The following is a 24,298-nucleotide window of genomic DNA, read 5'->3' as shown; positions in this document are numbered from 1 at the left end:
AGGGAAGAGAGTGACGGAGGTGAAAAGGGGGAGATTGCAGGGAATATGGCTTTTGTGTGGCGTGGTGAAGGCAGGAGGTCTGGCTGTTGCTTATCTTTGGCATGTGTTTTGCTTCTTTAATAATAGTAAAAGGAACATGATGAAAAAAGGAGGAGGCAAAATGATTATTAGTGTAATAAAAGAAATCAAACCTTATGAAAACAGAGTGGCAGCTACGCCAACAACGGTGGGAGAGCTGGTGCGAAGAGGCCATGAAGTTTTGGTAGAAAGAGGTGCAGGTCTGGGAAGCCATTTTACTGATGGGGAATACGAGGCGGCAGGTGCTAAAATTGTAGCAAAAGAAGAAGCCTGGAATAAAGGAGAACTGATCTATAAAGTTAAAGAGATTTTTCCCGAAGAGTACCAATATATCAATGACAAAAAGATTATTTTTACTTATATACACTCCAATGCGCATTTGGATCAGACGCAGTATTTACTGGCATCAGGCTGCACCAGTATTGCATATGAGGATGTGATTGCATCGGATGGAACCTTCCCGCTTCTTGCACCGATGAGTGAGCTGGCAGGTAAGGGAGGTTTTTTGGCAGCGCTTCATTTTAGCCAGAGTGTGCATGGCGGACAAGGGGTTTTGCTGAACAATGTATCTGGTGTAGAGAGTCCGGTTGTAACGATTATTGGGGCAGGAGTCAGTGGCATGGGTGCTGCAGAACTGGCAGCAGCATTTGGAAATCGGGTGCAGATTTTGGAAGTTAATTCTAAAATTATAGAAAATGCTAGAAACCGTTTACCATATAACGTAGAACTGCTGTACTCCAACAGAGCAAATTTAGAACGTTGTTTGAAGAACTCTGATGTTATTATCAACTGCATACTATGGGATAAGACCAGAAAAGACCATTTGATTTACAGGGAGGATTTAAAACTCATGAAATCAGGTGCGCTGATTGTAGATGTGGCCTGTGATGATAACGGGGCTATTGAAACTTGCAGAAGTACCAGTCATGCTGATCCGATATATGTTGAAGAAGGTATTACGCATTACGCAGTTGACAATATTCCATCTGCTTTTGCGAAGACTGCATCGGTTACTTTGTCCAATGCAACTCTTGCATATGTCATAGAAATTGCGCAAAAGGGTGTGGAACGGGCACTTAAAGAAAATGCAGGATTGCGTAGAGGACTTACAACTTATAAAGGACAGCTTACTTTGTTGGAAACCGCAGAAAAATATGGTATTGAATTCATAAATCCGAATGAGCTTGTGGAAACTTTTTAAATCTGGGAGGGGCAGAAATGAGAAGAGCACTCATCAATGGTCGCATACATTGTCTTGATGATAAAAGAACGGTAGCCGAGGCGATTGCAATAGATGGAAATCGCATATTGGAAGTAGGGACTAATGCGGAGATTTTGGCGCTGATGCACGAGGAAGAACTGGAGGCAGTGGTAGATTTAGAAGGTAAAGTGGTACTGCCTGGATTTAATGACAGCCATTTGCATTTGCTGAGTTATGGCTATGGAAAAACCATTGCAGATTTGGAAGGAGTAGATTCTCGTGATAGCGTGAAGGAAATTATTCGCACCCATATTGAAAAGAATCAGATTCCACCAGGACAATGGGTGGGGGCAGCCGGATGGAATAATGATAACTGGGATGACAGCAGAAATTTAACGAAAGAAGATTTGGACCAGATTTCAACAGAACATCCGATATATGCGGTTCGCATCTGCGGACATATTTCTGCGCTGAATACGAAAGCAATGGAAGTAATCGGTCTGAATCAGAATACGCCGCAGCCACATGATGGACATTATGAGGTGGATGAGATGGGTGAGCCGACAGGCAGTATTGCTGAGATGATGAATCTGGTCTACAATCAGATTGAAGAACCAGATATAGAGGCAATTAAATCAATGATTTTAAGAACCTGTCAGGATGCGAGTCGGGTAGGGATTACATCTATGCAGACAGATGACTTTGATACGCTGCCGGGAAGAAATTTCCGAAATATCATCGCTGCTTACAGACAGCTGATTGCAGAAAATCAATTAAATGTAAGAGTGAGTGAGCAATGTGCGCTGGCAGATTTACGGCGTTTTGATGAATTTCTGGCAGCTGGGTTTCGGTTAGGAGAGGGGGACAACTTTTATAGACTTGATACAGTGAAACTATATATTGATGGCTCTTTAGGGTCCAGGACAGCGTGGCTTTTGGAAGATTACAGTGATGATCCCGGTAATCAGGGATTTGCTGTTTATCGTGATGAGAGACGATTATTTGAAGTAGTGGAACGGGCACATAGAATGGGAACAGGTGTAGTGATGCATTGCATCGGCGATGCTGCTTGTGAACAGGCAATTTCTGCTGTTGAAGCAGCGCAGAAAAAATATCCTGGGATTAAACCGCGCCATGGATTGATTCATGCCCAGATATTAAACGATGATTTATGTGAACGGATGATTGCAGCTGGAATATATGCATATATTCAGCCTATTTTCATTGAATACGATCTTCATATGGCAGAAGAACGGGTGGGTGCTGAGCGTATCAAAACCAGTTACCATTGGCGAACAATGAAGGATATGGGGATAGAGATGTCAATGGGAACTGACTGCCCCGTTGAAAGCTTCAATCCAATGTTGAACATATATGCAGCTGTGACCCGAAAAGACTTGGATGAAGAACCGAAGGCTGGATGGTATCCGAAAGAGGCGCTTACTGTTGAGGAAGCTGTCGATGGTTATACCTTTATGGCGGCACGAATGTCAGGGGAAGAGGATTGCAAGGGGAGACTGCTTCCTGGCATGCTGGCTGATCTGGTTGTGCTTGATGAGGATATTTTTTCAGTCTCCCCTGAAAGGATTAAGGAGATTTCCGTAGCAATGACGATAGTGGATGGAAGGATTGTATATGCAAATGCAACATCTTAATTACGAGGAGGAAAAAAAGCAGTTTTACAGAAAAGTATTGATTATTGCGATTCCTGTAGTGATACAGCATTTAATCAGCATTGGTTTAAATTTGGTGGACACGCTGATGATTGGTCTGGTAGGAGAAGAGGCATTAGCGGCAGTTGGAGCGGCAAATCAAGTTTATTTTATCTTTTCTACGATGTGTTACGGACTGTACAGTGGTGCGGCAATTTATACAGCGCAGTACTTTGGCGCCGGAGATATCGGCCGCATCCGTAAAATTTTGGGAATGGATTATGTAGTGGGATTTGTAATTGCCTGTCTCTTTACCCTTTGTGGATTTTTTATGGCACCGCAGCTGATTTCAATTTTTGACAGCAGCCCAAAGGTGGTAGAATTGGGGACGCAGTATTTACGGATTGCATGTTTTTCCTACTTGTTTGCTGCGCTGTCTTTTTCTATCAACTATAATTCCCGTGCGATTCAGGATTTACTGATGCCAACTGTAATCAACGGTGCAGCCTTGGCGATTAATACTAGCTTGAATTATCTGCTGATTTATGGATATATGGGGTTACCGCAGCTGGGTGTTAAAGGTGCAGCAATTGCGACGGTCGCGGCGAGAGCTATGGAATGTACTACATTGTTTACGTATGTATACACAAAAAAGTCTCATGTTTTTAGAGCTGGGCCTATGGAACTATTCAATTTTAGACGATCGGAGTTTTTGACAGTTATGAAAACCGCTGTGCCGGTTGTAGTAACAGAGGGAGGCTGGGCAGTCTCAATGTCTGCGATTTTTTCTATATATGGAAAGTTGGGAACATCGGCTTTGGCGGTAACACAGGTAGCAAATACCATCAGCGAATTTTTGCAGTCGGTTTACTTTGGTCTTGGCAATGCGACGGCTGTGCTAGTGGGGAATGCCCTCGGTAGCGGAGAGACGGATAGAGCTTACAATCAGGCGAGAATTGCGATAAGACTTACTTGGTTTATCAATATAATTATGGCGGTTATCTTGGTTCTTGCTCGAGGTCCGGCGGCGGCAGTGTATCAGTTTAATCCGGAAACGACCAAGCTTTTATGTGATGCCCTGTTGGCATGGACGATTGCATTGGCGCCAAAGATGCTGGCATATATGTTGGTCTGTGGGGTTTTGCGCGCCGGTGGCGATACAGTTTTTTGCATGGTTATGGATTTTGCTTTTAATTTGGGTGCGCAGGTGACCATGGCGGCTGTGGCTGTATTGCTGTTTCAGTTGTCGCTGCCTTATGCGATGCTCATGGTAGCTATAGGGGATGTTCTGAAAGTGATTTGGTGCTATCGCAGATTTTATGGAAAGAAATGGATGAGAATAATGACATAATTCATTGTTACAATTTAGGACATGAGATAGTGAGCTGAATTACAGGAAAGAGTAAAGAAAATAGAAGAGGTATCAGAAATGAATGAAAAACCCAAAATTGCTATTTTACGATGGGAGGAAGGACGAGTACCCATGGGGTTGCTGCAGTTGGAAAATTTGCCAGGAAACAGTACTAATCCTGCGTCCTACCCCTTTGAGGTGCGAATGATTCATGTCGAGGGGGCCTGTACCGAAACAGTGATTACGAATCCCAGTCAGAAACTTTTGCAAGGCATGATTGAAATTGCAAGGCGCTTGGTGGAGGAGGAAGGGATTCAGGCAATTACTACAAGTTGTGGATTTAATGCAGTGTTTCAAACTGAGCTTAGTAAAGCGGTGCCTGTGCCCGTATTTACCTCTGCGCTGCTGCAAATTCCATTTATCAAAAATTTGATTGGGGATAGACCCATTGGTGTTTTGACAGCAAACGGAAAGGCTTTAACGCGGAAACACTTTACGGCATGTGGAGTTGATAAAGATACTGATTTGCATGTGATGGGGCTTGAAGGAGCACCGCAATGGAATAAGATTTTTACCAATCCAGACGAGATGTTTGAGGCAGAACTGGTAGAGCAGGAAATTTTAGAGGAGGTAAAGCAAGGGGTGAAAAACTGCCCGAATATGGGGGCAATTCTTCTCGAATGTACGGATTTGCCGCCATTTAGAAGGAAAATTCAGGAAGCAACAGGGCTCCCTGTGTTTGATTTTAGTTCTATGATGAGTATGGTGGCTGCAGCACTGGGGGAAGTTTCGTTGGTAGAAATTTCTACTTTTATGGGCAGCTGAGGGATGAATACTTTATAATCATAAAATAAGTACTGGAGCCAGTTTTAGACTAATCAGACCTGCAGATAGAGGATGAAAGAGCAAGCCTCTTTTGTAGAGACTGGATCTAACAAAAGAGGGTTGCTTTTAGGTTTGCAGTATTTCAGGTTCAATGTAAAATGTTGGGGTGGAACGCAAAATAAAAAATTTAAGTGACTGAGGAGGCAGTGATAAAGCTGTCTCCTTTGGTTTAATATTGAACCATAGTATGGAGAATTCTTTTCTTAAATCTTTCGTAGTTTCTCATGCCATAAGCGACTCTCTTGGTGACTTTGATTGGATTGTTGCAGCCTTCGGTATATCCGTTGGAAAATGGTACGTCAATTCTGTGTAGGTATAGGCAACTTTGTTGAACAGGCTAGGTTTGCTGCTTGTACCGCCATTTTAAAGGCTAGTAGTCTTTTCTTTGCGGTATAGATATCTGGGGAAGCAAATCGGTCATACGCCAGTTTTTTCAGGGCTAGTTCTTTGGATGGTGTGAGCATATTGGATACTTGTTCGAGTTCTTCTGGCTCCAGTTTCTCTTTGTGTTTGATGAGGAGTGTTCTGGCATGTTTAAAGTATTTTCTTCGTTTTGTGTGGAAGTTCTTTTGGACTTCTTTGCGAATTTGTTCTAACGCGTAAATGGCAAGTCTCAGGGCATGGAACCGGTCGGCGACGATTTCTGCTTTTGGAAATGCTGTTTTTACCACGCGCTTCTGAATAGTGTGCCTAAATCTATGACGACGTATTTTACGTTGTTTCGGTTTGGATATCTTGCAAAGTATTGGTATAGGGCATCGGTTTTTCTGTTTGGCAGGATGTCCAGTACTTTCTTTTCTTTTGGGTTTGAAATATGCTGAAAGGAAGATAGTTGTTTGAGGAAATTCATGGAAAAGAAAAATACAGGATGTAAGATAGCGTTTCTCTTTGGTGCCGGAGCGGAAGGAAATTATGATATGCCCGCAGGGATGGAGTATTTGATTAAGAGTGCACTGTCTCAACAAAAGGAAAATTGATATGAACCCGATTGAAACCAAGGACTTAATCATACGCGACAGCGTTTTTGAGGGTTTGAAATACTTCGACCCATGGGAGAGACAGCCTGAAGTAACGGAGTTTTTCAGCATTGCTGATGGGCAAAGCTTTGAAGATGTGACCAAGGCTTATGTGAAGTTTGATGAAGTAGAGGATATGCGCCAGTACACTATTTGTCTGCGCAAGAGCGGTGAGCCGGTGGGAAGAATTATTCTTGGCGATATCATAGAAGGCTGGAAGTGTGAAATCTGGCGGATTTACATTGCGGATACGGCGCTTCGTGGAAAAGGCTACGGAAGGCAGGCGATGGAAGCGGCTATGAAGCTGTGCTTTGAGGAGTTTGGCATGAAGCGGGTTTATCTGGATCATTATACGGGAAATCCAGCGGCGCATCTGTATCTGAATCTGGGATTTCAGTACGAGGGCGTGCTGAGAAAGAATTGCAGGAAGAATGGAGTGCTTTACGACGTGCATCTGATGTCCATGCTGGCAGAGGAATACTTTGAGCGATATGGTAAATGAATGCAGTGAATAAGCTGGAAAAACGCCAACACGCCGAAAAAAATTATGCCAACACGCCGAAAAAAATAGACACAGATAAAATGAAAAAACCGGCTTTTTTAATGATTCTTATTGGCGTAGGTGATTATGCTTACCGAAGGCAGGCTGGAATTTATGTAGTGCCGGTGGGATGTCTAAAGAATTAAGAATAATTAACAGCCGCCTAGCGAAAAGGGCGGCTGTCTTTATAAGTGGAGTTTGACAGGTTTACGGCGTTTCCTTTTGTACACTCTTCAAGAGATTTTTCCGTCAGTCTGAGAACGGTTTCTGATGTTGACAAAAATAAAAGAATCACGAATATTTGTCACATTTCTTTTTTCATGCCTTTGCCCTGTTTGAAGACATGCAAAAGTCTTGCATTTTCGCTCAAATTGTGTATAATGATATATGAAAATTGAAAAGAGCTTGCCAGTACCCGAAAGGGTTTAAAGGAAAACAGGTGAAATTCCTGTACGCCGCCAACGCTGTAACAGAGGAGTCTTCTTCATGATGTCACTGGGAAACCGGGAAGGCGAAGAAAGATGCTGATACTGGAGTCAGAACACCAGCTGGGAAGCAGCGCAAACGCATTGGAGAGATATGATGCGAAAGTATCTCTGCCGGATGCGTTATTTTTTTATATGGAGGGCACTAATGAAAAAACTATTTAAACTGGAAGAAAATCACACCACTGTCAGACAGGAAGTACGCGCCGGTCTGACAACCTTTTTTGCCATGGCGTATATCATTTTTCTGAACCCGGTATTTCTGTCATCTACAGGCATGAGTTCCGGCGCCGTTATGGTTGCTACATGTCTTTCTGCCGCAGCAGGCACGCTGCTGTGTGCATTTTTGAGCAATAAGCCTTTTGCGATGGCGCCGGGTATGGGGATGAATGCCTTTTTTGCGTATACCCTATGCGGAATTTACGGATATTCATGGCAGCAGGCGCTGGCACTTACCTTCCTTTCCGGAATCCTATTTTTTCTAATTGTTATCTCGCCTCTGAGAGATAAGATAATCAATGCAGTACCTGTAAATCTGAAATACGCTATAAGCGCCGGCGTGGGTCTGTTTATAGCGCTCATTGGTCTTCTGGATACAGGGATTATATCTTTAGCAAGCGGAATGCCTGCTCTCGGGGATCTCAGTTCGCCTACAGTTCTGATTGCATTGCTTGGAGTGGCAATCACAGCTGTTTTGGTGGTATTGAACATAAATGGAAGTTTGATTATCGGTATGGTGATAACGATTGTACTGAGTCTGGCGGCAGGACAGACAGCGATGCCCGACCACCTTGCAGAGTTTCCGGGCGCAATAGCGGACGTGGCTTTTAAGCTTGATTTTTCCGGATTGATTTCAGGAAAAGCGGGCTTGTCCGGTATCCTGTCACTTATTGCGCTTATTATCTCATTGACCATGGTTGATATGTTTGATACCCTTGGTTTTTTAATCGGCACCAGCTCCAGGGCGGGAATGACCGATGAAAAGGGAACCATGCCGGGAAGCGGGTCGATTTTAATTGCTGATGCGGCAGGTTCTGTGATGGGCGCTTTATTTGGAACCTCTACCGTTACATGCTATGCGGAATCGGTTTCCGGGATTGCGGCAGGCGGAAAAACCGGTCTGACTGCTGTAACAACTGCTTTGTGCTTCTTGCTGGCGGTTGTGTTCTCGCCTCTGACAGGGGTGATGACAAGTGCTGTAACTGCACCGGCTTTGATTATCGTGGGAATGTATCTTCTCATGGAAGTGAAAAAAGTTGATTTTGGTCGTCTGGATGACGCCATTCCTGCATTTATTACCATAGTGGCGATGCCTATGACATACTCCATTACGACAGGAATTGCTGCGGGATTTATTTTTTATCTGATTTGCAAAATTGCCGCTGGCAGAAGAAATGAGGTGAATCTGCCTGTTGTGGCGCTGGCTATGGTATTTTTTCTTTATTTCTGCCTGTAAAATTTAGGTTTGCAGTATTTTGAATATATGCCTTTTCTTTAGCTGGTTCAATTCATCACGTGTTGGAGCTGTGAGTGCAGTGGCTTCGGTGAGGTCGGTAAGAGGATTCTCGGTAGCGATACATTTGCTGACAAAGGAATCGTATCGACCAAGGGAAAGACTGCAGAACAGACCAACGATAATTGAAGATGTACCAAAATTGCTGGTAAGATCCAGAACCAGCAAATCATTTTTATTTGCAGTATTTGCGAGGAAAATCCTCTGGGATGAATCGAAAGTCTGCACTGTTCCTGTGTAATAATAGGTGCACTTAGCAAAATCGGTGGGGTCGACTACACGCCCATAAAAGGAAGCTTTTTCTTGATTTATGGTCAAGATGTTGACCTCTTTGTTTTTTTTCTGTATGAGAGAGGGTACGTACACATAATAGATTTTTCCTGGTTGTGAAGAACCGGGTGTTTCTTGTGATAAATTCTCAGTTGGAAGTAAATAGTCCATGTCAAGAAGCTGTGAAATATGAACATCAAGATTCTTTGCAATAATAATGAGTGTTTCCACATCAATTGATACTTCCCCACGCTCATATTTTGAAAGGGAAGATTTACTTTTGTTAATGAGTAGAGCAAATTCTGCCAAACTGTAATGTTTTTGTTTCCTGTAGTGACGAATGCGCTGACCAAGTATACTGCGTATTGTTTCTTCCATGCTGTACCTCCGCAAAGATTTCATATAATTGCTTTTTTCTCTGAAATAAAGTAAAACTTGTAAAGTTTTTTATTAGTATAGCATATTTTATGCAAAAAATCCAATATCGTTGGAAAAAAGTGCAGAAAATAGTCGTAGAATGAAAATACCGTTTTTTGAAAAGGAAAAGGAAGTTCTTTATAATGATAGAAAATTTATTATAAGGAGTGATTATTTTGAAAGATCGAAGAAAGTATTTCATTGTGTTTTTATTGACCCTGTCTACTTTGTGCTATAATTTGCCCTATTTAAGTTCGACTTTTTATACGCAATTTTTGGAGGCATTTCATTTATCTAATCAGCAGGCGGGGATGCTACTGACGATGTTTTCTTTTACAGCAACGCCGGGATATCTGCTGGGTGGTATTTTAGCAGATAGATTTTCACCGAAGAAGCTGGTTGTAATTTCACAGCTTTTGACAGCAGGTCTGGGCATCCTTATGACCTTTGCACCTAACTACTTGGTGTTAATTGGCTGCTATTTGGGATTCGGCGTATCGACAACCTTCATTCACTGGTCGGCATATTTGAAATTGGTTCGTGCACAGGCAGATGAAAACGAAGAAGGAAAGATGTTTGGATTCTTTGAAATGTGTGCAGCAATTGTAGGTGCAATTATGAGTTACGGTGTGCTGGCGGCACTGTCACAGTTTGCAGAAAGCATGGGATTCAGATATGTAACGACAATTTTTGCCGTTGTAATTGCGATTGTGGCTATTTTAATTATGGTGCTGGTGAAGGATGTAAAGGGCTTAGAGTCTAACGATGATTTCAAGTTTTCTATGCTTGGAAGAGCGCTGGCGCATCCGGTGACCTGGTTGAACGGGTTTATTGTTATGGGGTTGTTTATTGTGATCTCTGGTGCAACATATCTCAACCCGTTTTTATCTGGCTTGTTCGGTGTATCTGTGACTTTCAGTACAGCTTTTGCAATTGCAAATCGTTCGGTGGTAAGAATCATCCTCTCGCCGCTGGGAGGGCTTCTTCTGGATAAGTGCCGCACGCCTAAATTCTTGATTCTGGTTTGTATCGCTATAGGTATTACGATTGTGGGTCTGCTGTTTGTTCCGCATCAGGAATCCAGCAAAACAATTGCGGTGATTTTGAGTATTGTACTTATCAGTGTAATTGCGCTGAGCCGTTCCGGCCTATATACTCCGATTCCTGAAGCGAAGGTTCCTTTTGAAATTACCGGAACTTCTATGGGGATTGCTTCAGCAGTAGGCTATTCAACTGACCTGTGGCTGTATAATTTATGTGGAAAATGGCTGGATACAAAAGGCGCAGATGGATATAACAACATTTTTATTTTGCTGATAGTTGGTCTTGGAATTGTAGTGGTTTGTGCAGTGTTGCTGCATTTATATGAAAAGAAAAATCACTGCTTTGAATCTGAGCGGGCAGTGATGTAAAGATTTGGAGGGAATGTAATATGAAAACTTTAGTTTTGAAAAATTGCAGACTGATTCCCTATTTGACTGAGGGATTTGTGGTTCAAGAAAATCAACTGGCAGATGTTGTGATTGAAGACAAGAGAATTAAGACGATTCTTCCGGCGGGAACTGCCTTTGAGGGGGATGTTGACATACTGGATGTCAAAGGAGATACTCTCATGCCGGGTATGTTGGATTTACATATGCATTTTGATTTTACAACGATGGACGTTTTGCAGATTAAATATCGCAGTGCGGTAAAAGAACTAGTGGAAGGAATTGAATATGGCTTTGATTATCTGCGCAGCGGTTATACTACGGTTAGGGACTGTGGCTCTGCATTTAATCTGGGCGTAACGCTGCGTGACATGTATGCTAAGGGAACTATCATGGGTCCGCGTGTGATTGCTTCCGGCCATTGTAACACCCCGACTGCACCGGGCAATGCAGAATTCGGACCACTTTATAAAGTGTTTGACGATGTGGCTGACGCAAGAAAAATTGTGAGAGAAGATATTGAAGCTGGCTGTGATTTTGTCAAATATATGGCAACTGGTGCAGTTATGAACATCGGTGGGGATCCTGGAGCTATGATCTGCTCTTTTGAAGAACTGAAGGCACTTTCCGATGCGGCGAAAGAACAGGGAACTTATGTAGCGGCTCATTGTCATGGAAAAAAGGGCATTATGGCATGTGCGGAGGCAGAAATAGGCAGTATTGAGCATGCTTCCTACATTGATGATGCGTGTATCGAGACATTATTAGCGCATGGAAACCAGACTTTCATCGTTCCAACTGTGGAAATTGCATATTCCATGTTGAAGGATTTGACGGGAAATACGCCTGCGTTCATGCATGAACGTTCTATAGAAATCATGGAGCATATTTCGGAGTATATGACAAAAGCCTATCGCGCCGGAATTAGGCTTGGTTGGGGTACGGATGCAGACAGAGTTACTTTTAATGAATTCCCTGGGTTGGAATTTATTGCCAGAAAGGCGGCGGGATTTTCTAACGAAGAGCTACTGAAGATGGCGACGGTGGACAGTGCAGCTCTTGTAGGACTGCAGGAGAGTATTGGAACCGTAAAAGAAGGCAAATTGGCTGACTTAATCGTAATGGAAGGTGAGCCTGATATAAATATTGAGGACATGAAAAAACTACCCAAATATGTATTTAAGGAAGGTAAATTGTTTGTCGAGTAAAGAAGGCTGTGTAGAATGATGAAGACGATAGACTATATTTTTATGGCTCTGCTACTTGCAGCTGTTTTAATTGTTGGTCACTGCTCCAATCGCAAACTTTCGGATTCAAGTGATTTTCTGACGATGAATAAAGGCTTGAATAAGCTGCAAACCGGACTGTCTATGGCGGCGACGGATTTTGGCGGGAGCGGACTGGTTGGCGCAGTAGGGTACTGCTATCTGATGGGGATGGGCGGCATGTGGTGGAACCTTGCCGCTGCGCCAGGATTCTTACTGATAGGCTTTGTTTTGGCGAAAAGGCTCAACGGTTTGAACGGACTTACTGTACCGGATTATTTGGGTAAACGATATGGATTGAGCGTAAAGTACATTACCAGTGTAATGCACATCTGTGCGTCTGTTGCTGCACTGTCGACACAGTTTACGGTTTCATCTGTAATGCTTAACACGTTGACTGGTTTAGACGTGCGAATTACACTGGTAATCGGAATGCTTATTACATTGTTTTTGACTAGCGGGGGTTTGAGAACTGTTGTTAATACAGACATTTTGCTGTTCTTTGTTATGGTGGCGGCTGTTTTTACGGCAGTACCTGTGACAATCAGTGCAGGTGGAGGCCTTGGAGAAATAACGAGGAGTTTGCCGGAAGGATTTATGTCGATCGGCAGTATAGGCATATGGACGCCGTTGTCCTGGGGGATTTTGTTTGGCATCTCTTATGGGACCAATCAGAATTATATACAACGAATTGTATCTGCAAAAGACGGCAGTACGGCAAGATTTGGGATGCTGTTTACTGCAGGATTTTATGTTGTGGTTTCGGCAGCAACGGGGTTAATTGGTGTAAGCGCTGTGTCGCTTCTTCCAGAGATAACAGACTCGAATATGGTGTTTTCGACGCTTCTTGTTAAAGTGCTGCCTGCAGGCTTTGCGGGGATTGCAGTTGCTGGTGTTTTCGCGGCGACGATTTCGACCAGTACTTCGGTATTGCATGCGGTTACAGTGCTTAGTGTAAGTGATGTTCTGATGCCGATCGTGGAAAAGAGAGAAATAGAGCTGAGTGACGTGAAACTATCGAAGGTTGCGACAGTTGTTATAGCGCTGATAAGTCTTGCTATTTCGTTGGCTTTTGATAATATCATTGCGGTGCTATATACATCCGGTTTGTTTTACAGTTCGGCAGTTTTCCTTCCGATGCTCCTGGGATTGTACACGGATTGGGCGACGAAGAAAGCGGCGATTGCCAGTGTGGCAGGCTCAATCATTTGCGGACTTGCATGGGAGTTTTTTGTCTTAGGCAAGGTGTCGATTCTTGGAAAAATTCCATCGGTTTTAGTTAGCTTAGCTGTCAGTGGAATTTTGCTGTATGGTGTTTCGATGGTCTCAAAGGATAAGGCGTCGATAAGCAAGTAAAAAATTACGCGATTTTGCAGCGAGTCTATCCGGATCATTACACGGGAAATCCGGCGGCGCACCTATATCTGAATCTTGGATTTCAGTATGAGGGTGTGCTTCGAAAAAACTGCAGAAAAAACGGGGTACTTTATGATGTGCACTTGATGTCTATGTTGGCAGAGGAATATTTTGAGAAATATGGGGAATCGATATAAAAAGCGAATGACATCATGAAATAGGAAGTCTAAGCCATGGTACGGCTTTGCGTCCAGAAGAAAATATACCCGTACACCTAACCGGCACGGAAAGAATCCCGAGGCAGAAGTCTTGGGATTCTTTTTTCTTTTTGGCCGAGAGGGAAACTTCCGTCAATTATCAATATGATAAAAATGAATTCATATATTGAAATATTTATAAAAATTTATTAGAATGATAATTAAGTCTTTCCTGATTATCAAAATGATAATCAGGAAAGACAAAGAAAAAATCGATACGGAAGAAATCTTCGTTTTGTAAGGGTTCAAGGAGTTGGCACAATAATTGCTTTATAAATAATAAAGGAACTTGTCTACAAAACAGCGCATAATCTTAAGGAGGAATGAAATGGAAACTTTAAATGACAAGAAAAGCAGAGTTCCACATACGTATGTCATTATTTGCGGATTTGTAATCTTAATGGCAATTTTAACGTACGTTATCCCTGCGGGTAGTTACAGCACAGTGTTTAATGAGGAAATCAGGAAAGATGTCATTGATCCTAATTCGTTTGAATATGTGGAAAAATCACCGGTTTCGCTGCTTTCACTACTTACTTCTGTCACACTTGGAATGCAGGGCGTGGGAGACGTTATTTTCTTCGTATTTATCATTGGTGGATCCATGGAAATCATCAATGCAACCGGTGCAATTGAGCATGGTGTGGGAACCTTAGCCAGAAACAAATTTATGGGCAAGTTTTTTATCCCAGTTTTCGCTTTTGTTTTTGGTCTGATGGGCGCAACATTCGGTGCATCTGATGAACTGGTGGTATTTGCACCTATTGGAGTAGCAGTAGCCCACGCTTTTGGATATGATGCCCTTACTGGTCTGTCAGCAGTTACCCTTGGTGCAGCATGCGGATTCAATGCAGGATTTTTAAATCCATTTTCTACAGGTGTTGCACAATCTATTGCTGAGTTACCAATGTACTCCGGCATCGAACTGAGAATTGTTGTTTTTGTGATCATGTTTGCTGTGACAGTCTGGTATATCATGCGCTACGCAAAAAAGGTGAAGGCAGATCCGAAAGCCAGCATTGTCTACGGATGCAGATGTGAAACAGAAAAAGAAGATGTGGATATTTCTCAGATCGCGAAGATGGGAAAAAGAGATGTTGCAATTATGCTTCTGTTTGTAGCCGGAATCATATTCATGGTATACGGTGTATTCAACTGGGAGTGGTACATTGATGAAATGTCAGGTATTTTCATTGCAGTTGGAGTGATTGCCGGAATCATCGGTGGATTGAATCTGAACAAAATTGCAAATACTTTTGTTGAAGGTGCGGCATCACTGACTTTTGGCGCACTGGTAACAGGGTTTGCGAAAGCCATCGTAATTGTTATGGAAGAAGGTCAGATTATGGATACCATCATTCATGCCCTGAGTCAGGCTGTCATTGCGCTGCCTACAGGCATCTCTGTAGTCGGCATGTTTATTGTGCAGATTATAGTAAACTTTTTTATTCCATCTTCCACAGGGCAGGCGGCAACCATTATGCCGATTATGATTCCGCTTTCTGATATTGTGCAGGTTACAAGACAGACTGCAGTACTTTGCTTCCAGTTTGGAGACGGTTTCAGCAATTCTATTATTCCGACCTCCACAGTACTGATGTCCTATCTGGCAGTAACGAAGGTTCCGTACAATAAGTGGTTCAAATTTATCTGGCCGCTGATGCTGATCTGGATCTGCATAGGTGCAGTGATTCTGATTGCGGCAAATCTGATCAATTACGGACCGTTTTAAAGGAGGGACAATATGTGTAGCAGAACTATGACAAAGACAGAACGCGTCAAAGCGGCAGTCAACTTTCAAGAAGTAGATAGAATTCCTTTGGGGCTCTGGCCACATCACACGGATGTGGATCAGGACTATGTGAAACTGGCCGATAAACAGTTTGCCTTTTACAGAGAAACAGATATTGATTTTGTAAAGCTGATGCCTTTTGGACTTTACACGGTAGAAGATTACGGATGTAAAATTGAAAAAATATGCCAGCCGGATCAGTGGCCGCGAATCGTAGAAGCGTTTATAGAGACGCCGGAGGACTGGGAAAAAATCGTGCCTCTTGACGTGACAAAGGGCACCTACGGCAATCAGCTGAAATATGCGGAAAGAATGCTGCAGCTTATGAAAGAACACCAGGATGAGGCGCCGGTGATTCACACCATTTTCAGTCCAATCACTACATTGTACAAGCTGTTGGGCGAAAAGAAACTCTTTGAGGAAATCGAAGCGCATCCGACACTGGTGCATCGTGCGCTGGAGCAGGTTACGGAAACTACAATTGCCTTTGTAAACGAAAACATCAAACTTGGCGTCAGCGGGTTTTTCTTTGCAAGTCAGCTTGCAAACTACAGATTTATGACGGACGAAATGTATGATGTATTTGGTGAGCAGTATGATTTGAAAGTCATCGGTGCATATGCAGACCGAACCTGGTTCAACGTAATTCACGTACATAGCTTTACACAGGAAAAAGAGAAGTCCATGTTTGAAAGACTTGCAAACTACCCGGGCACCTGTCTCAACTGGCATGACAGATGGGTGGGACCGAGTTTGGCAGAGGCTAGAAAATACACGGACAAATGTCTGATTGGAGGCATTAATGAAGAGCAGTATTTCAACAAAACTAGCTATCAAAACGTATATGGACATATTCGCGAGGCAGTAGAAATGGCAGGCAGAACTGGATTCATGCTGGGACCGGGGTGTACCATCTACGAGGATACACCACTTGAAAATTACCTGGCTGCGAGAATTGCGGCAACCAAGTACGGTAAATAATATGTAGGGGAAGACGTATGACAGAGTTAATGCACATTAGAGAATATGCTTTCGCAACGGCGAAAACCATTGCATCTGTAATCAACGAAGAGGTAGTCATCTGTGATAATGAGATGAATCTTTTAGGTGACAGCAATTGCAGCAGTCCTTCGGAACTGACTGATATTTCTGTGACGAAACAGTCAATTATGCTCAATGCAATGGCACATAAGACAACGATTGTCAGCGAGGATATTAAGCATTCTTTAAAGGGATGCAGCCTGTGCGCGAATTTCAGAACCTGTGATATTCACTCTATCATAGCTTTTCCTTTATTGAAAAATGACGTTGTAATAGGGTGCATCGCACTTTATTCCAAAGAAAAAAGACTTTCCGGCGATAAAAAAGAACGCGTAGATCAGTTGAAGAATTTTATTTCAAAGATGTCAGAGCTGCTCATCAGTAAGCTGGACGAAAATCAGGAAAACTATGAACTGTCTGTTGTAAAAAAGCAGCTGCAGGCAGTTGTCGACCATATCGGCAGTGCAGTGGTATGTATTGATAACGATGAAAGAATTATTTATGGGAATCAGATGTTTAGGAAGCTTTTCGGCATCGGACCGAAGATGCCTGAAAGAATCACAGATATTCGCCAACTTGCAGAATGCAGCGAACTGATGAAGAGCCTATACCACGTAAACGGAACCTTCAGCAAAGAGCTGTCCTTTTCGGACGGAAAAACTGAAATCAACCATGAAATGGTTACGGTTGTTTCCATCAACGATGAGGGCACACAGGTAGGCAGCGTGATTTATTTTCGGGACAGCGAAAAGTATTATGAGGAAATCAACCGAGTCACCAATGCATCTTCAGAAATGACATTTAAAGATTTGATCGGTAAAAGCAAACCGATTCAGAATCTGAAGATGCAGGCGCAGAAGATTGCCAACAGCTTATCGACCGTTCTGATTCAGGGAGAAAGCGGAACGGGAAAGGAAATCATAGCAAGAGCGATACACAATGCAAGCAGAAGATCAGCGGGACCATTTATTTCTGTCAATTGTGCAGCAATTCCGGATAATCTTCTTGAAAGTGAACTGTTTGGGTATGAAGAGGGCGCATTCACCGGCGCGGCAAAGGGTGGGAGAATCGGCAAGTTTCAATTGGCAAACAAGGGAACTCTGCTTCTCGATGAAGTTGGAGAGATTCCGATTCATCTGCAGGCCAAGCTGCTTCGTGCCATTCAGGAAAAGAAAATACAGAGAATCGGTTCAAATGTTGATATCGCAACAGACATAAGAATTATTGCGGCAACCAATCGAAATCTTGAAGAGATGATTGTGTCCGGTGCATTCAGAGAAGATCTGTTTTACCGTCTTAATGTGATTCCGATTTATGTGCCGGCATTGCGGGAGCGGAAAAGTGACATTCCTTTTCTTGTGGATACCTTTATAAAAAAATACAATGAAGTGCTGAACAAAAATATCAGCAGATTTTCCAAAAAAGCGATGAAAATGCTGGAGACGTACGACTGGCCGGGGAATGTACGGGAACTGCAGAATGTTGTAGAATACTGCGTAAACATTTCCAATAGGAGGGTGATAGAGCCTGACAGTCTGCCTGCGCGTGTAAAATGTGAGAGAAAAGAATTTTCTATAGAGCATTCGGCAGAGATAAAGCCGCTGAAGGATGTAGAAAAGGCCTATATCGATGAGGCAATCCGTGTTTACGGTGATACTACCGAAGGCAAGCAGAAAGCTGCAGATGCGCTTGGCATCGGAATTGCGACATTGTATAGAAAACTGAAGGAGTGAACAAACATATGAAAAATGCATATATTAGAATATTGGAAACGGAACTGATGCCCGCCATGGGGTGTACAGAACCTATTGCGATTGCATATGCAGGGGCAGTCGCCAGAAAAGTACTGGGAAATGTTCCGGAGAAGGTGTTGGTTCGCTGCAGCGGAAATATCATCAAAAATGTGAAAGGCGTGATTGTGCCATCCACGAAAGATATGAGAGGCATAGAGACCAGCGCACTTTTGGGCGTACTGTGGGGAAACCCGGATGACAAGCTGGAGGTTCTGAAGGGCATTACGGAAGAACAGGTTGCGACAATGGTTCAGTATCTCGAAAAGGGCATCTGTTCTGTAGAGTTGGCTGCGGGTGTTGAGAATCTGTACATTGATATGATTATTTCTGACGGCACCCACTGTGCGGAGGTCGTGATTTCGCAATGGCATACAAACATTGTCAAAGTTGCCAGAGACGGACAGTCGATTCTCGAAAGCGAAAGTGAGTCCTTCCATGATTTCGAGGAAGAGGAAAAGATTATGGATCTGAAAGGAATCTATGATTTTGCCAGAGAAGGCGATATTGCGGAATTGATTCCATACATAGAACGTCAGATTCAGTATAATAAAGCGATTTCTGAAGAGGGCATAAAGAATCAGTATGGTGCAAACGTGGGAAAAAGCATTCTGAAACACAGGCACCATGAGATTCGTGAAGTTGCAAAGGCATATGCGGCAGCAGGCTCTGATGCCAGAATGGCAGGTTGTGAACTGCCGGTAGTAATCAATTCAGGCAGCGGAAACCAGGGGATCACCGTATCTGTTCCCGTTGTTAAGTACGCAGAATATTTAGGTGTATCGGATGAAAAGCTGTATCGCGCGCTGATTCTCAGCAATTTAGTAGCAATACATATCAAAAGAGGGATCGGAAAATTATCAGCTTTTTGTGGCGTCGTGGGGGCTGCCTGCGGTGCGGGTGCTGGTATCAGTTTTCTGTATGACGACTCTTTTGATGTGATTTCCAATGGTGTGATCAACACCCTGGGAAATGTTTCGGGTATCGTATGTGATGGTGCGAAAGCGTCCTGTGCTGCAAAGATTGCATCTGCCCTAGATGCGTCAATTATGGCCAGGGAACTTGCCATAGATGGCAGCAGATTTCAGGATGGAGAAGGGCTGGTTGAAGAATCCGCTGAGGAGACCATTGAAAACATATGGAGACTGGGAAAAGAAGGGATGAAGAATACTGACACGGAAATATTGAATATGATGATTTCCAATTAATTTTGAGGAGCTGAAAAGTATGGAATATAAAAAAGATGACGCCAAACAAGTAATCATTCGTGTTTCCAATGTGAGTCTTGTATGGAATATTTTGTTGGCGTCAGTCAAGCTGGTGGCTGGAGTCATTGCCAATTCCCATGCTATGATTTCTGATGCAATCCATTCCGGTTCAGACGTTTTGGGCACAGGACTGGTGATTTTAGGCGCACATCTTTCTGGAAAAAAGGCAGATAAGGAGCATCCTTACGGTCATGAAAGAATGGAATGTGTCATTGCGCTGCTTCTTGCAAATATACTTGTGCTGGCTGGCATTGCAATTGGATATGCAGGGATAAAAACGGTGCTTTCTATCAGAGCTGAGGCAACTGTTGCAGCGCCCGGAACCCTTGCGCTTGCAGCGGCGGTGGTGTCCATCCTTGTAAAGGAAGGTATGTACTGGTATACGATTATTGCAGCTAGGAAAATCAATTCGGTTTCTCTGAAAGCGGAAGCTTGGCACCACAGATCTGATGCATTCTCCTCTGTGGGCAGTTTGATTGGAATTGCCGGCGCTCGTATGGGATTTGCAGTTCTGGATCCTATTGCAAGTATTGTAATTTGTATTTTTATTATCAAGATTGCTGTAGATATTTTCCTTGAGACTGTGGATAAAATGGTGGATAAAAGCTGCGATGACAGCATCATACAGAACATGGAGCAGGAAATTAAAAATGTGCAGGGTGTGATCGATATTGATGATATCAAGACGAGACAATTTGGTGCGAAAATGTATGTAGATGTGGAAATTCAGGTAGATGGCGAACTGAGCCTTAAGAATGCGCATACGATTGCAGAAGACGTCCATGCGACGATTGAGCGCAGTGATGAGAATATCAAGCATTGTATGGTTCATGTAAATCCTTCTTTGAACTGAAGGTGGATGGCATTATATACTTTTTAGGGGTTTCACCTGTGTGTCTAAACGGAATAGAGATTTTTAGAAGTCAAAGATTGTTCCCACATCTTCGGCTAAATTTACAGCAAAATCAGGAATAATTTCCTTGCACTTGGAAAAAATATGTGATAAAATATTAGAGCGTTTCGAATGAAATTGACCCTAGAAGTGATTTAGGGTCAGTTTGATTGTGAAAATAAAGTTTAAAAAGAAAGGAGAAACGAATGCCTACTATTAACCAATTAGTACGTCAGGGCAGAACCAGTTCTGTTAAGAAGTCAACCGCTCCTGCTCTCGGTAAGGGTATGAACTCTTTAAGAAGAGTAGCAACTAACACCAACTCACCACAGAAGAGAGGCGTGTGCACTTCAGTTAAGACTGTAACCCCTAAGAAGCCGAATTCCGCTCTTAGAAAGGTTGCCAGAGTACGTCTGTCCAACGGTATCGAAGTAACCGCTTATATTCCTGGTATCGGTCACAACCTGCAGGAACACAGCGTAGTGCTGATTAGAGGCGGAAGAGTTAAGGACCTCCCAGGTGTGCGTTATCACATCATCAGAGGTACACTGGACACTGCCGGCGTAAACAACAGAAATCAGGCTCGTTCCAAGTACGGTGCTAAGAGACCTAAGAAGAAATAAGAATATTTCTTACAAGTAAAGAATGAATCGGGAATAGAAAGAGCCCTTAATATATATAATATTGATGCTGGCAGGATGTACAGCCTCTGGCATGGTACGACAGGATATTAAGTGCGCTCGCGGCTCCTTGGAAGGAAGTCGAGTACCCCCGTAAGACTGGACGCCTATTTAATTGCAGGGCGATTCCAGAGTAATCCTGCGCTTTTGCGTATGGGTGAAGAGAATGTGCAATTAGAAAATCAGTTAGAACAATTGTGCAGGTAATTTCAATGATAAGGCAAGCCTTATAGAAAGAGGAGTGGCATGAGAGAAGAGCATACTCTCGCGCCGATAATTTCGCATAAGGCTAGGCGCGCAGGAGGAGCATGAAGCGCCGCGTACTTAAGTACGGTAGCGAATGCGACGAGTGCAGCAACAACGCCTTATGCGAAATTATCAAGCGAGGAGGGAAGAGAAGTGCCAAGAAAAGGTAACACACCAAAACGTGAAGTACTTCCAGATCCAGTATACGGCAGTGTTGTTGTAGCAAAACTGATCAACAGCATCATGCTTGACGGAAAGAAAGGTACAGCACAGTCGATTGTATATTCCGCCTTCGATAGAATCAAGGAAGCAACCGGCGAAGAACCTTTGGAAGTATTCGAAAAGGCAATGAACAATATCATGCCTGTTTTAGAAGTAAAAGCAAGAAGAATCGGTGGTGCAAACTATCAGGTTCCTATTGAAGTAAGACCGGAAAGAAGACAGACTTTAGGTTTGAGATGGCTGACGAAGTACACCAGACTTAGAGGCGAAAAGACTATGTCTGAAAGACTGGCAAAAGAATTAATGGATGCAGCAAATAACACTGGCGCATCTGTAAAGAAGAAAGAAGATACACATAAGATGGCAGAAGCTAACAAGGCATTTGCACACTTCAGATGGTAATTTCACTTTCTTCAATTTCATAAAAAAATGGAGGAAATGTAATGGCTGGTAGACAGTTTTCACTTGAGAAAACAAGAAACATTGGTATCATGGCGCACATCGACGCCGGAAAGACCACTACCACGGAGCGTATCCTTTTCTATACAGGAAGAACCCATAAGATTGGCGAAACCCACGATGGTGCAGCTACAATGGACTGGATGGAACAGGAACAGGAACGTGGTATTACAATTACCTCTGCAGCAACTACAGCACAGTGGAAGAACCATAGAATCAACATCATCGATACCCCGGGTCACGTTGACTTTACAGTAGAAGTAGAACGTTCCCTGAGAGTACTGGATGGAGCAGTAACTGTACTTTGTGCAAAGGGCGGTGTTGAACCGCAGTCCGAAACAGTTTGGAGACAGGCTGAAAAGTACGGTGTTCCTAGAATGATTTTTGTAAACAAAATGGACATTTTAGGAGCAAACTACTTCAGAGTAGTTGACATGGTTAAGGACAGACTGAAAGCAAATGCAGTGCCTGTTCAGCTTCCTATCGGTGCGGAAGATAGTTTCGTTGGAATTATCGACCTGGTAGAAATGAAAGCAGAGATTTACAAAGATGAACTAGGACAGGAATTTGAAATCACTGAGATTCCTGACGATATGAAGGAACTTGCCGCAGAATGGAGAGAAAAATTAGTAGAATCCGTTGCTGAATGTGACGAAGAACTGATGATGAAATTCCTGGAAGGCGAAGAACTGACCGTAAAAGAAATGAAAGATACCATCAGAAAGCAGACGATTGCCTGCGAAATGGTTCCGATGCTTTGCGGCAGTGCATATAGAAACAAGGGCGTACAGATGATGCTGGACGCAGTCATCGACTATATGCCGTCCCCAGTTGATATTCCGCCTATTAAGGGTGTTAACCCAGATACTGGAGAAGAAGACGTAAGACACGCTGATGATAACGAACCGTTCTCAGCACTTGCATTTAAGATTATGGCTGACCCGTTTGTTGGTAAGCTGGCATTCTTCCGTGTTTACTCCGGTACACTGGATTCCGGTTCCTATATCTACAACTCTACAAAGGGTAAGAAGGGCAGAATCGGAAGAATCCTGCAGATGCATGCAAACAAGAGAGAGGAAATCGACAAGGTTTACTCCGGAGATATTGCTGCTGCAGTAGGTTTGAAAGATACTACAACTGGTGATACACTTTGCGATGAAAAACATGAGATTATTCTGGAATCCATGGAATTCCCGGATCCAGTAATCGAAATCGCAATCGAGCCTAAGACCAAGGCAGGTCAGGAAAAGATGGGCATTGCGCTGGCTAAGCTGGCAGAAGAAGACCCAACTTTCAAGACCTATACAAACGAAGATACCGGACAGACCATCATCGCCGGCATGGGAGAACTTCACCTGGAAATCATCGTAGACAGACTGTTGCGTGAATTTAAGGTAGAAGCAAACGTAGGTAAACCTCAGGTATCCTACAAAGAAACCATTTCTTCCAACGCTGATGTTGACCACAAGTATGCTAAACAGTCCGGTGGTCACGGTCAGTATGGTCATGTTAAAATCAAGGTTTATCCGAGAGAACCGGGTGCAGGCTTTGAATTTGTCAACAATATCGTCGGTGGTGCAATTCCTAAGGAATACATCCCTAAGATTGAAGACGGTATCAAAGAAGCGATGGAAAACGGTCCTATTGCAGGATATCAGGTAGTAGACGTTGGTGTAGAACTGTACGATGGTTCCTATCACGAAGTCGACTCCTCTGAAATGGCATTTAAGGTTGCCGCTTCCATGGCATTCAGAGAAGCAGCTAAGAAGGCAAAACCAGTTCTTCTGGAGCCAATCTTCAAAGTTGAAGTTACAGTTCCTGAAGAATATATGGGTGATGTAATCGGCGATATCTCCTCCAGAAGAGGAAGAATCGAAGGTTCTGACATGAACAACGGCGTTGTTGCAGTAAGAGGTATGGTACCTCTGTCCGAAATGTTCGGCTATGCAACCGACCTGCGTTCCAAGACTCAGGGTCGTGGTGTATATGTAATGCAGATGGACCACTTCGAAAAATTGCCTGACAGCTTAGTTGAAAAAATTGGAAATAAATAAAATTATAAATTAACCTTTAGCGGTCTGTCCTTTCGGACTAGCGACTGGGGCAGACCTATCATTAGGAGGAAAACAAAAATGGCAAAAGCAAAATTTGAGAGAACCAAACCGCATATCAATATCGGAACCATTGGCCA

At 43.2% G+C, this 24,298-nt stretch carries 21 protein-coding genes and 1 riboswitch; of the genes, 19 read left to right on the top strand and 2 right to left on the bottom strand.

Annotated features, from left to right (window positions below; translation table 11 throughout):
• The first annotated feature begins 160 nt into the window (after positions 1–160).
• The 4 genes from D1155_RS13270 to D1155_RS13255 all read left to right on the top strand — a co-directional run bounded on the left by D1155_RS13270 (position 161) and on the right by D1155_RS13255 (position 5,107).
• Complete coding sequence (locus tag D1155_RS13270) at positions 161–1,279, top strand: alanine dehydrogenase (protein WP_160202898.1); 1,119 nt, start codon at positions 161–163, stop codon at positions 1,277–1,279.
• Between the two features lie 17 nt (positions 1,280–1,296).
• Positions 1,297–2,934, top strand: coding sequence for an amidohydrolase (locus D1155_RS13265; protein WP_160202897.1), 1,638 nt, complete (start codon positions 1,297–1,299; stop codon positions 2,932–2,934).
• Complete coding sequence (locus D1155_RS13260; protein WP_160202896.1) at positions 2,915–4,282, top strand: MATE family efflux transporter; 1,368 nt, start codon at positions 2,915–2,917, stop codon at positions 4,280–4,282. Before D1155_RS13265 ends, D1155_RS13260 begins: the two co-directional genes overlap by 20 nt.
• A gap of 78 nt (positions 4,283–4,360) precedes the next feature.
• Positions 4,361–5,107, top strand: a complete 747-nt coding sequence (locus D1155_RS13255; RefSeq protein ID WP_160202895.1) for an aspartate/glutamate racemase family protein — start codon at positions 4,361–4,363, stop codon at positions 5,105–5,107.
• A 359-nt stretch (positions 5,108–5,466) separates the two neighbouring features.
• Here the strand turns inward: D1155_RS13255 and D1155_RS15610 are convergent, their stop codons facing one another.
• Positions 5,467–5,838: a transposase gene (locus tag D1155_RS15610; protein ID WP_160202894.1), complete on the bottom strand. Its 372-nt coding sequence runs from the start codon at positions 5,836–5,838 to the stop codon at positions 5,467–5,469.
• Between the two features lie 177 nt (positions 5,839–6,015).
• Here D1155_RS15610 and D1155_RS16025 point away from each other — a divergent pair, with 177 nt between their 5' ends.
• From D1155_RS16025 to D1155_RS13230, 4 genes are all read left to right on the top strand, one after another.
• Entirely contained in the window at positions 6,016–6,144 is a 129-nt protein-coding gene (locus D1155_RS16025; RefSeq protein WP_279261871.1) for a hypothetical protein, read from the top strand.
• A gap of 1 nt (position 6,145) precedes the next feature.
• Entirely contained in the window at positions 6,146–6,685 is a 540-nt protein-coding gene (locus D1155_RS13235) for a GNAT family protein (RefSeq protein WP_160202892.1), read from the top strand.
• Positions 6,682–6,870: a hypothetical protein gene (locus D1155_RS15605; RefSeq protein ID WP_207709532.1), complete on the top strand. Its 189-nt coding sequence runs from the start codon at positions 6,682–6,684 to the stop codon at positions 6,868–6,870. The genes D1155_RS13235 and D1155_RS15605 overlap by 4 nt, the downstream gene beginning before the upstream one ends.
• 246 nt (positions 6,871–7,116) lie before the next feature.
• A riboswitch (cobalamin riboswitch) is annotated at positions 7,117–7,292 on the top strand.
• 65 nt (positions 7,293–7,357) lie between these two features.
• Complete coding sequence (locus D1155_RS13230; protein ID WP_160202890.1) at positions 7,358–8,665, top strand: NCS2 family permease; 1,308 nt, start codon at positions 7,358–7,360, stop codon at positions 8,663–8,665.
• A 3-nt stretch (positions 8,666–8,668) separates the two neighbouring features.
• On the opposite strand, the gene D1155_RS13225 is transcribed toward D1155_RS13230, so the two are convergent.
• Complete coding sequence (locus D1155_RS13225) at positions 8,669–9,370, bottom strand: helix-turn-helix domain-containing protein (protein ID WP_160202889.1); 702 nt, start codon at positions 9,368–9,370, stop codon at positions 8,669–8,671.
• A gap of 206 nt (positions 9,371–9,576) precedes the next feature.
• Between D1155_RS13225 and D1155_RS13220 the strand changes: the two genes are divergently transcribed.
• The 11 genes from D1155_RS13220 (at position 9,577) to fusA (ending at position 24,161) form a co-directional block, all read left to right on the top strand.
• Positions 9,577–10,821, top strand: a complete 1,245-nt coding sequence (locus D1155_RS13220) for an MFS transporter (protein ID WP_347560999.1) — start codon at positions 9,577–9,579, stop codon at positions 10,819–10,821.
• A gap of 20 nt (positions 10,822–10,841) precedes the next feature.
• The gene (locus D1155_RS13215) at positions 10,842–12,047 is read left to right on the top strand and encodes an amidohydrolase family protein (protein WP_160202887.1); all 1,206 of its coding nucleotides are present in this window, start codon (positions 10,842–10,844) and stop codon (positions 12,045–12,047) included.
• Positions 12,048–12,062: 15 nt separating this feature from the next.
• Positions 12,063–13,460 carry a sodium:solute symporter family protein gene (locus tag D1155_RS13210; RefSeq protein ID WP_160202886.1) on the top strand — a complete coding sequence of 466 codons (1,398 nt, stop codon included), beginning with the start codon at positions 12,063–12,065 and terminating at the stop codon, positions 13,458–13,460.
• Positions 13,461–14,045: 585 nt separating this feature from the next.
• The gene (locus D1155_RS13205) at positions 14,046–15,449 is read left to right on the top strand and encodes a Na+/H+ antiporter NhaC family protein (RefSeq protein ID WP_160202885.1); all 1,404 of its coding nucleotides are present in this window, start codon (positions 14,046–14,048) and stop codon (positions 15,447–15,449) included.
• Positions 15,450–15,461: 12 nt separating this feature from the next.
• Positions 15,462–16,490 carry a uroporphyrinogen decarboxylase family protein gene (locus D1155_RS13200; RefSeq protein WP_243151104.1) on the top strand — a complete coding sequence of 343 codons (1,029 nt, stop codon included), beginning with the start codon at positions 15,462–15,464 and terminating at the stop codon, positions 16,488–16,490.
• A 17-nt stretch (positions 16,491–16,507) separates the two neighbouring features.
• A complete protein-coding gene (locus tag D1155_RS13195; protein ID WP_160202884.1) occupies positions 16,508–18,283 on the top strand; it encodes a sigma 54-interacting transcriptional regulator in 1,776 nt (591 codons plus the stop codon).
• A gap of 8 nt (positions 18,284–18,291) precedes the next feature.
• Positions 18,292–19,548: an L-serine ammonia-lyase, iron-sulfur-dependent, subunit alpha gene (locus D1155_RS13190; RefSeq protein ID WP_201759601.1), complete on the top strand. Its 1,257-nt coding sequence runs from the start codon at positions 18,292–18,294 to the stop codon at positions 19,546–19,548.
• Positions 19,549–19,567: 19 nt separating this feature from the next.
• A complete protein-coding gene (locus D1155_RS13185; protein WP_160202882.1) occupies positions 19,568–20,461 on the top strand; it encodes a cation diffusion facilitator family transporter in 894 nt (297 codons plus the stop codon).
• A 245-nt stretch (positions 20,462–20,706) separates the two neighbouring features.
• Positions 20,707–21,123 carry a 30S ribosomal protein S12 gene (rpsL, locus tag D1155_RS13180; protein ID WP_160202881.1) on the top strand — a complete coding sequence of 139 codons (417 nt, stop codon included), beginning with the start codon at positions 20,707–20,709 and terminating at the stop codon, positions 21,121–21,123.
• A 456-nt stretch (positions 21,124–21,579) separates the two neighbouring features.
• A complete protein-coding gene (gene rpsG, locus D1155_RS13175) occupies positions 21,580–22,050 on the top strand; it encodes a 30S ribosomal protein S7 (RefSeq protein ID WP_160202880.1) in 471 nt (156 codons plus the stop codon).
• 41 nt (positions 22,051–22,091) lie between these two features.
• The gene (gene fusA, locus D1155_RS13170) at positions 22,092–24,161 is read left to right on the top strand and encodes an elongation factor G (protein WP_160202879.1); all 2,070 of its coding nucleotides are present in this window, start codon (positions 22,092–22,094) and stop codon (positions 24,159–24,161) included.
• The last annotated feature ends 137 nt before the right edge of the window (positions 24,162–24,298 follow it).

The sequence above is a fragment of the Anaerotruncus sp. 80 genome (genome assembly GCF_009936115.1).
GTDB lineage: Bacteria > Bacillota > Clostridia > Peptostreptococcales > Anaerovoracaceae > Senimuribacter > Senimuribacter intestinalis.
The sequence above is the reverse complement of the archived record's forward strand: the minus strand, read 5'-3'. Positions and strand labels throughout refer to the sequence as shown.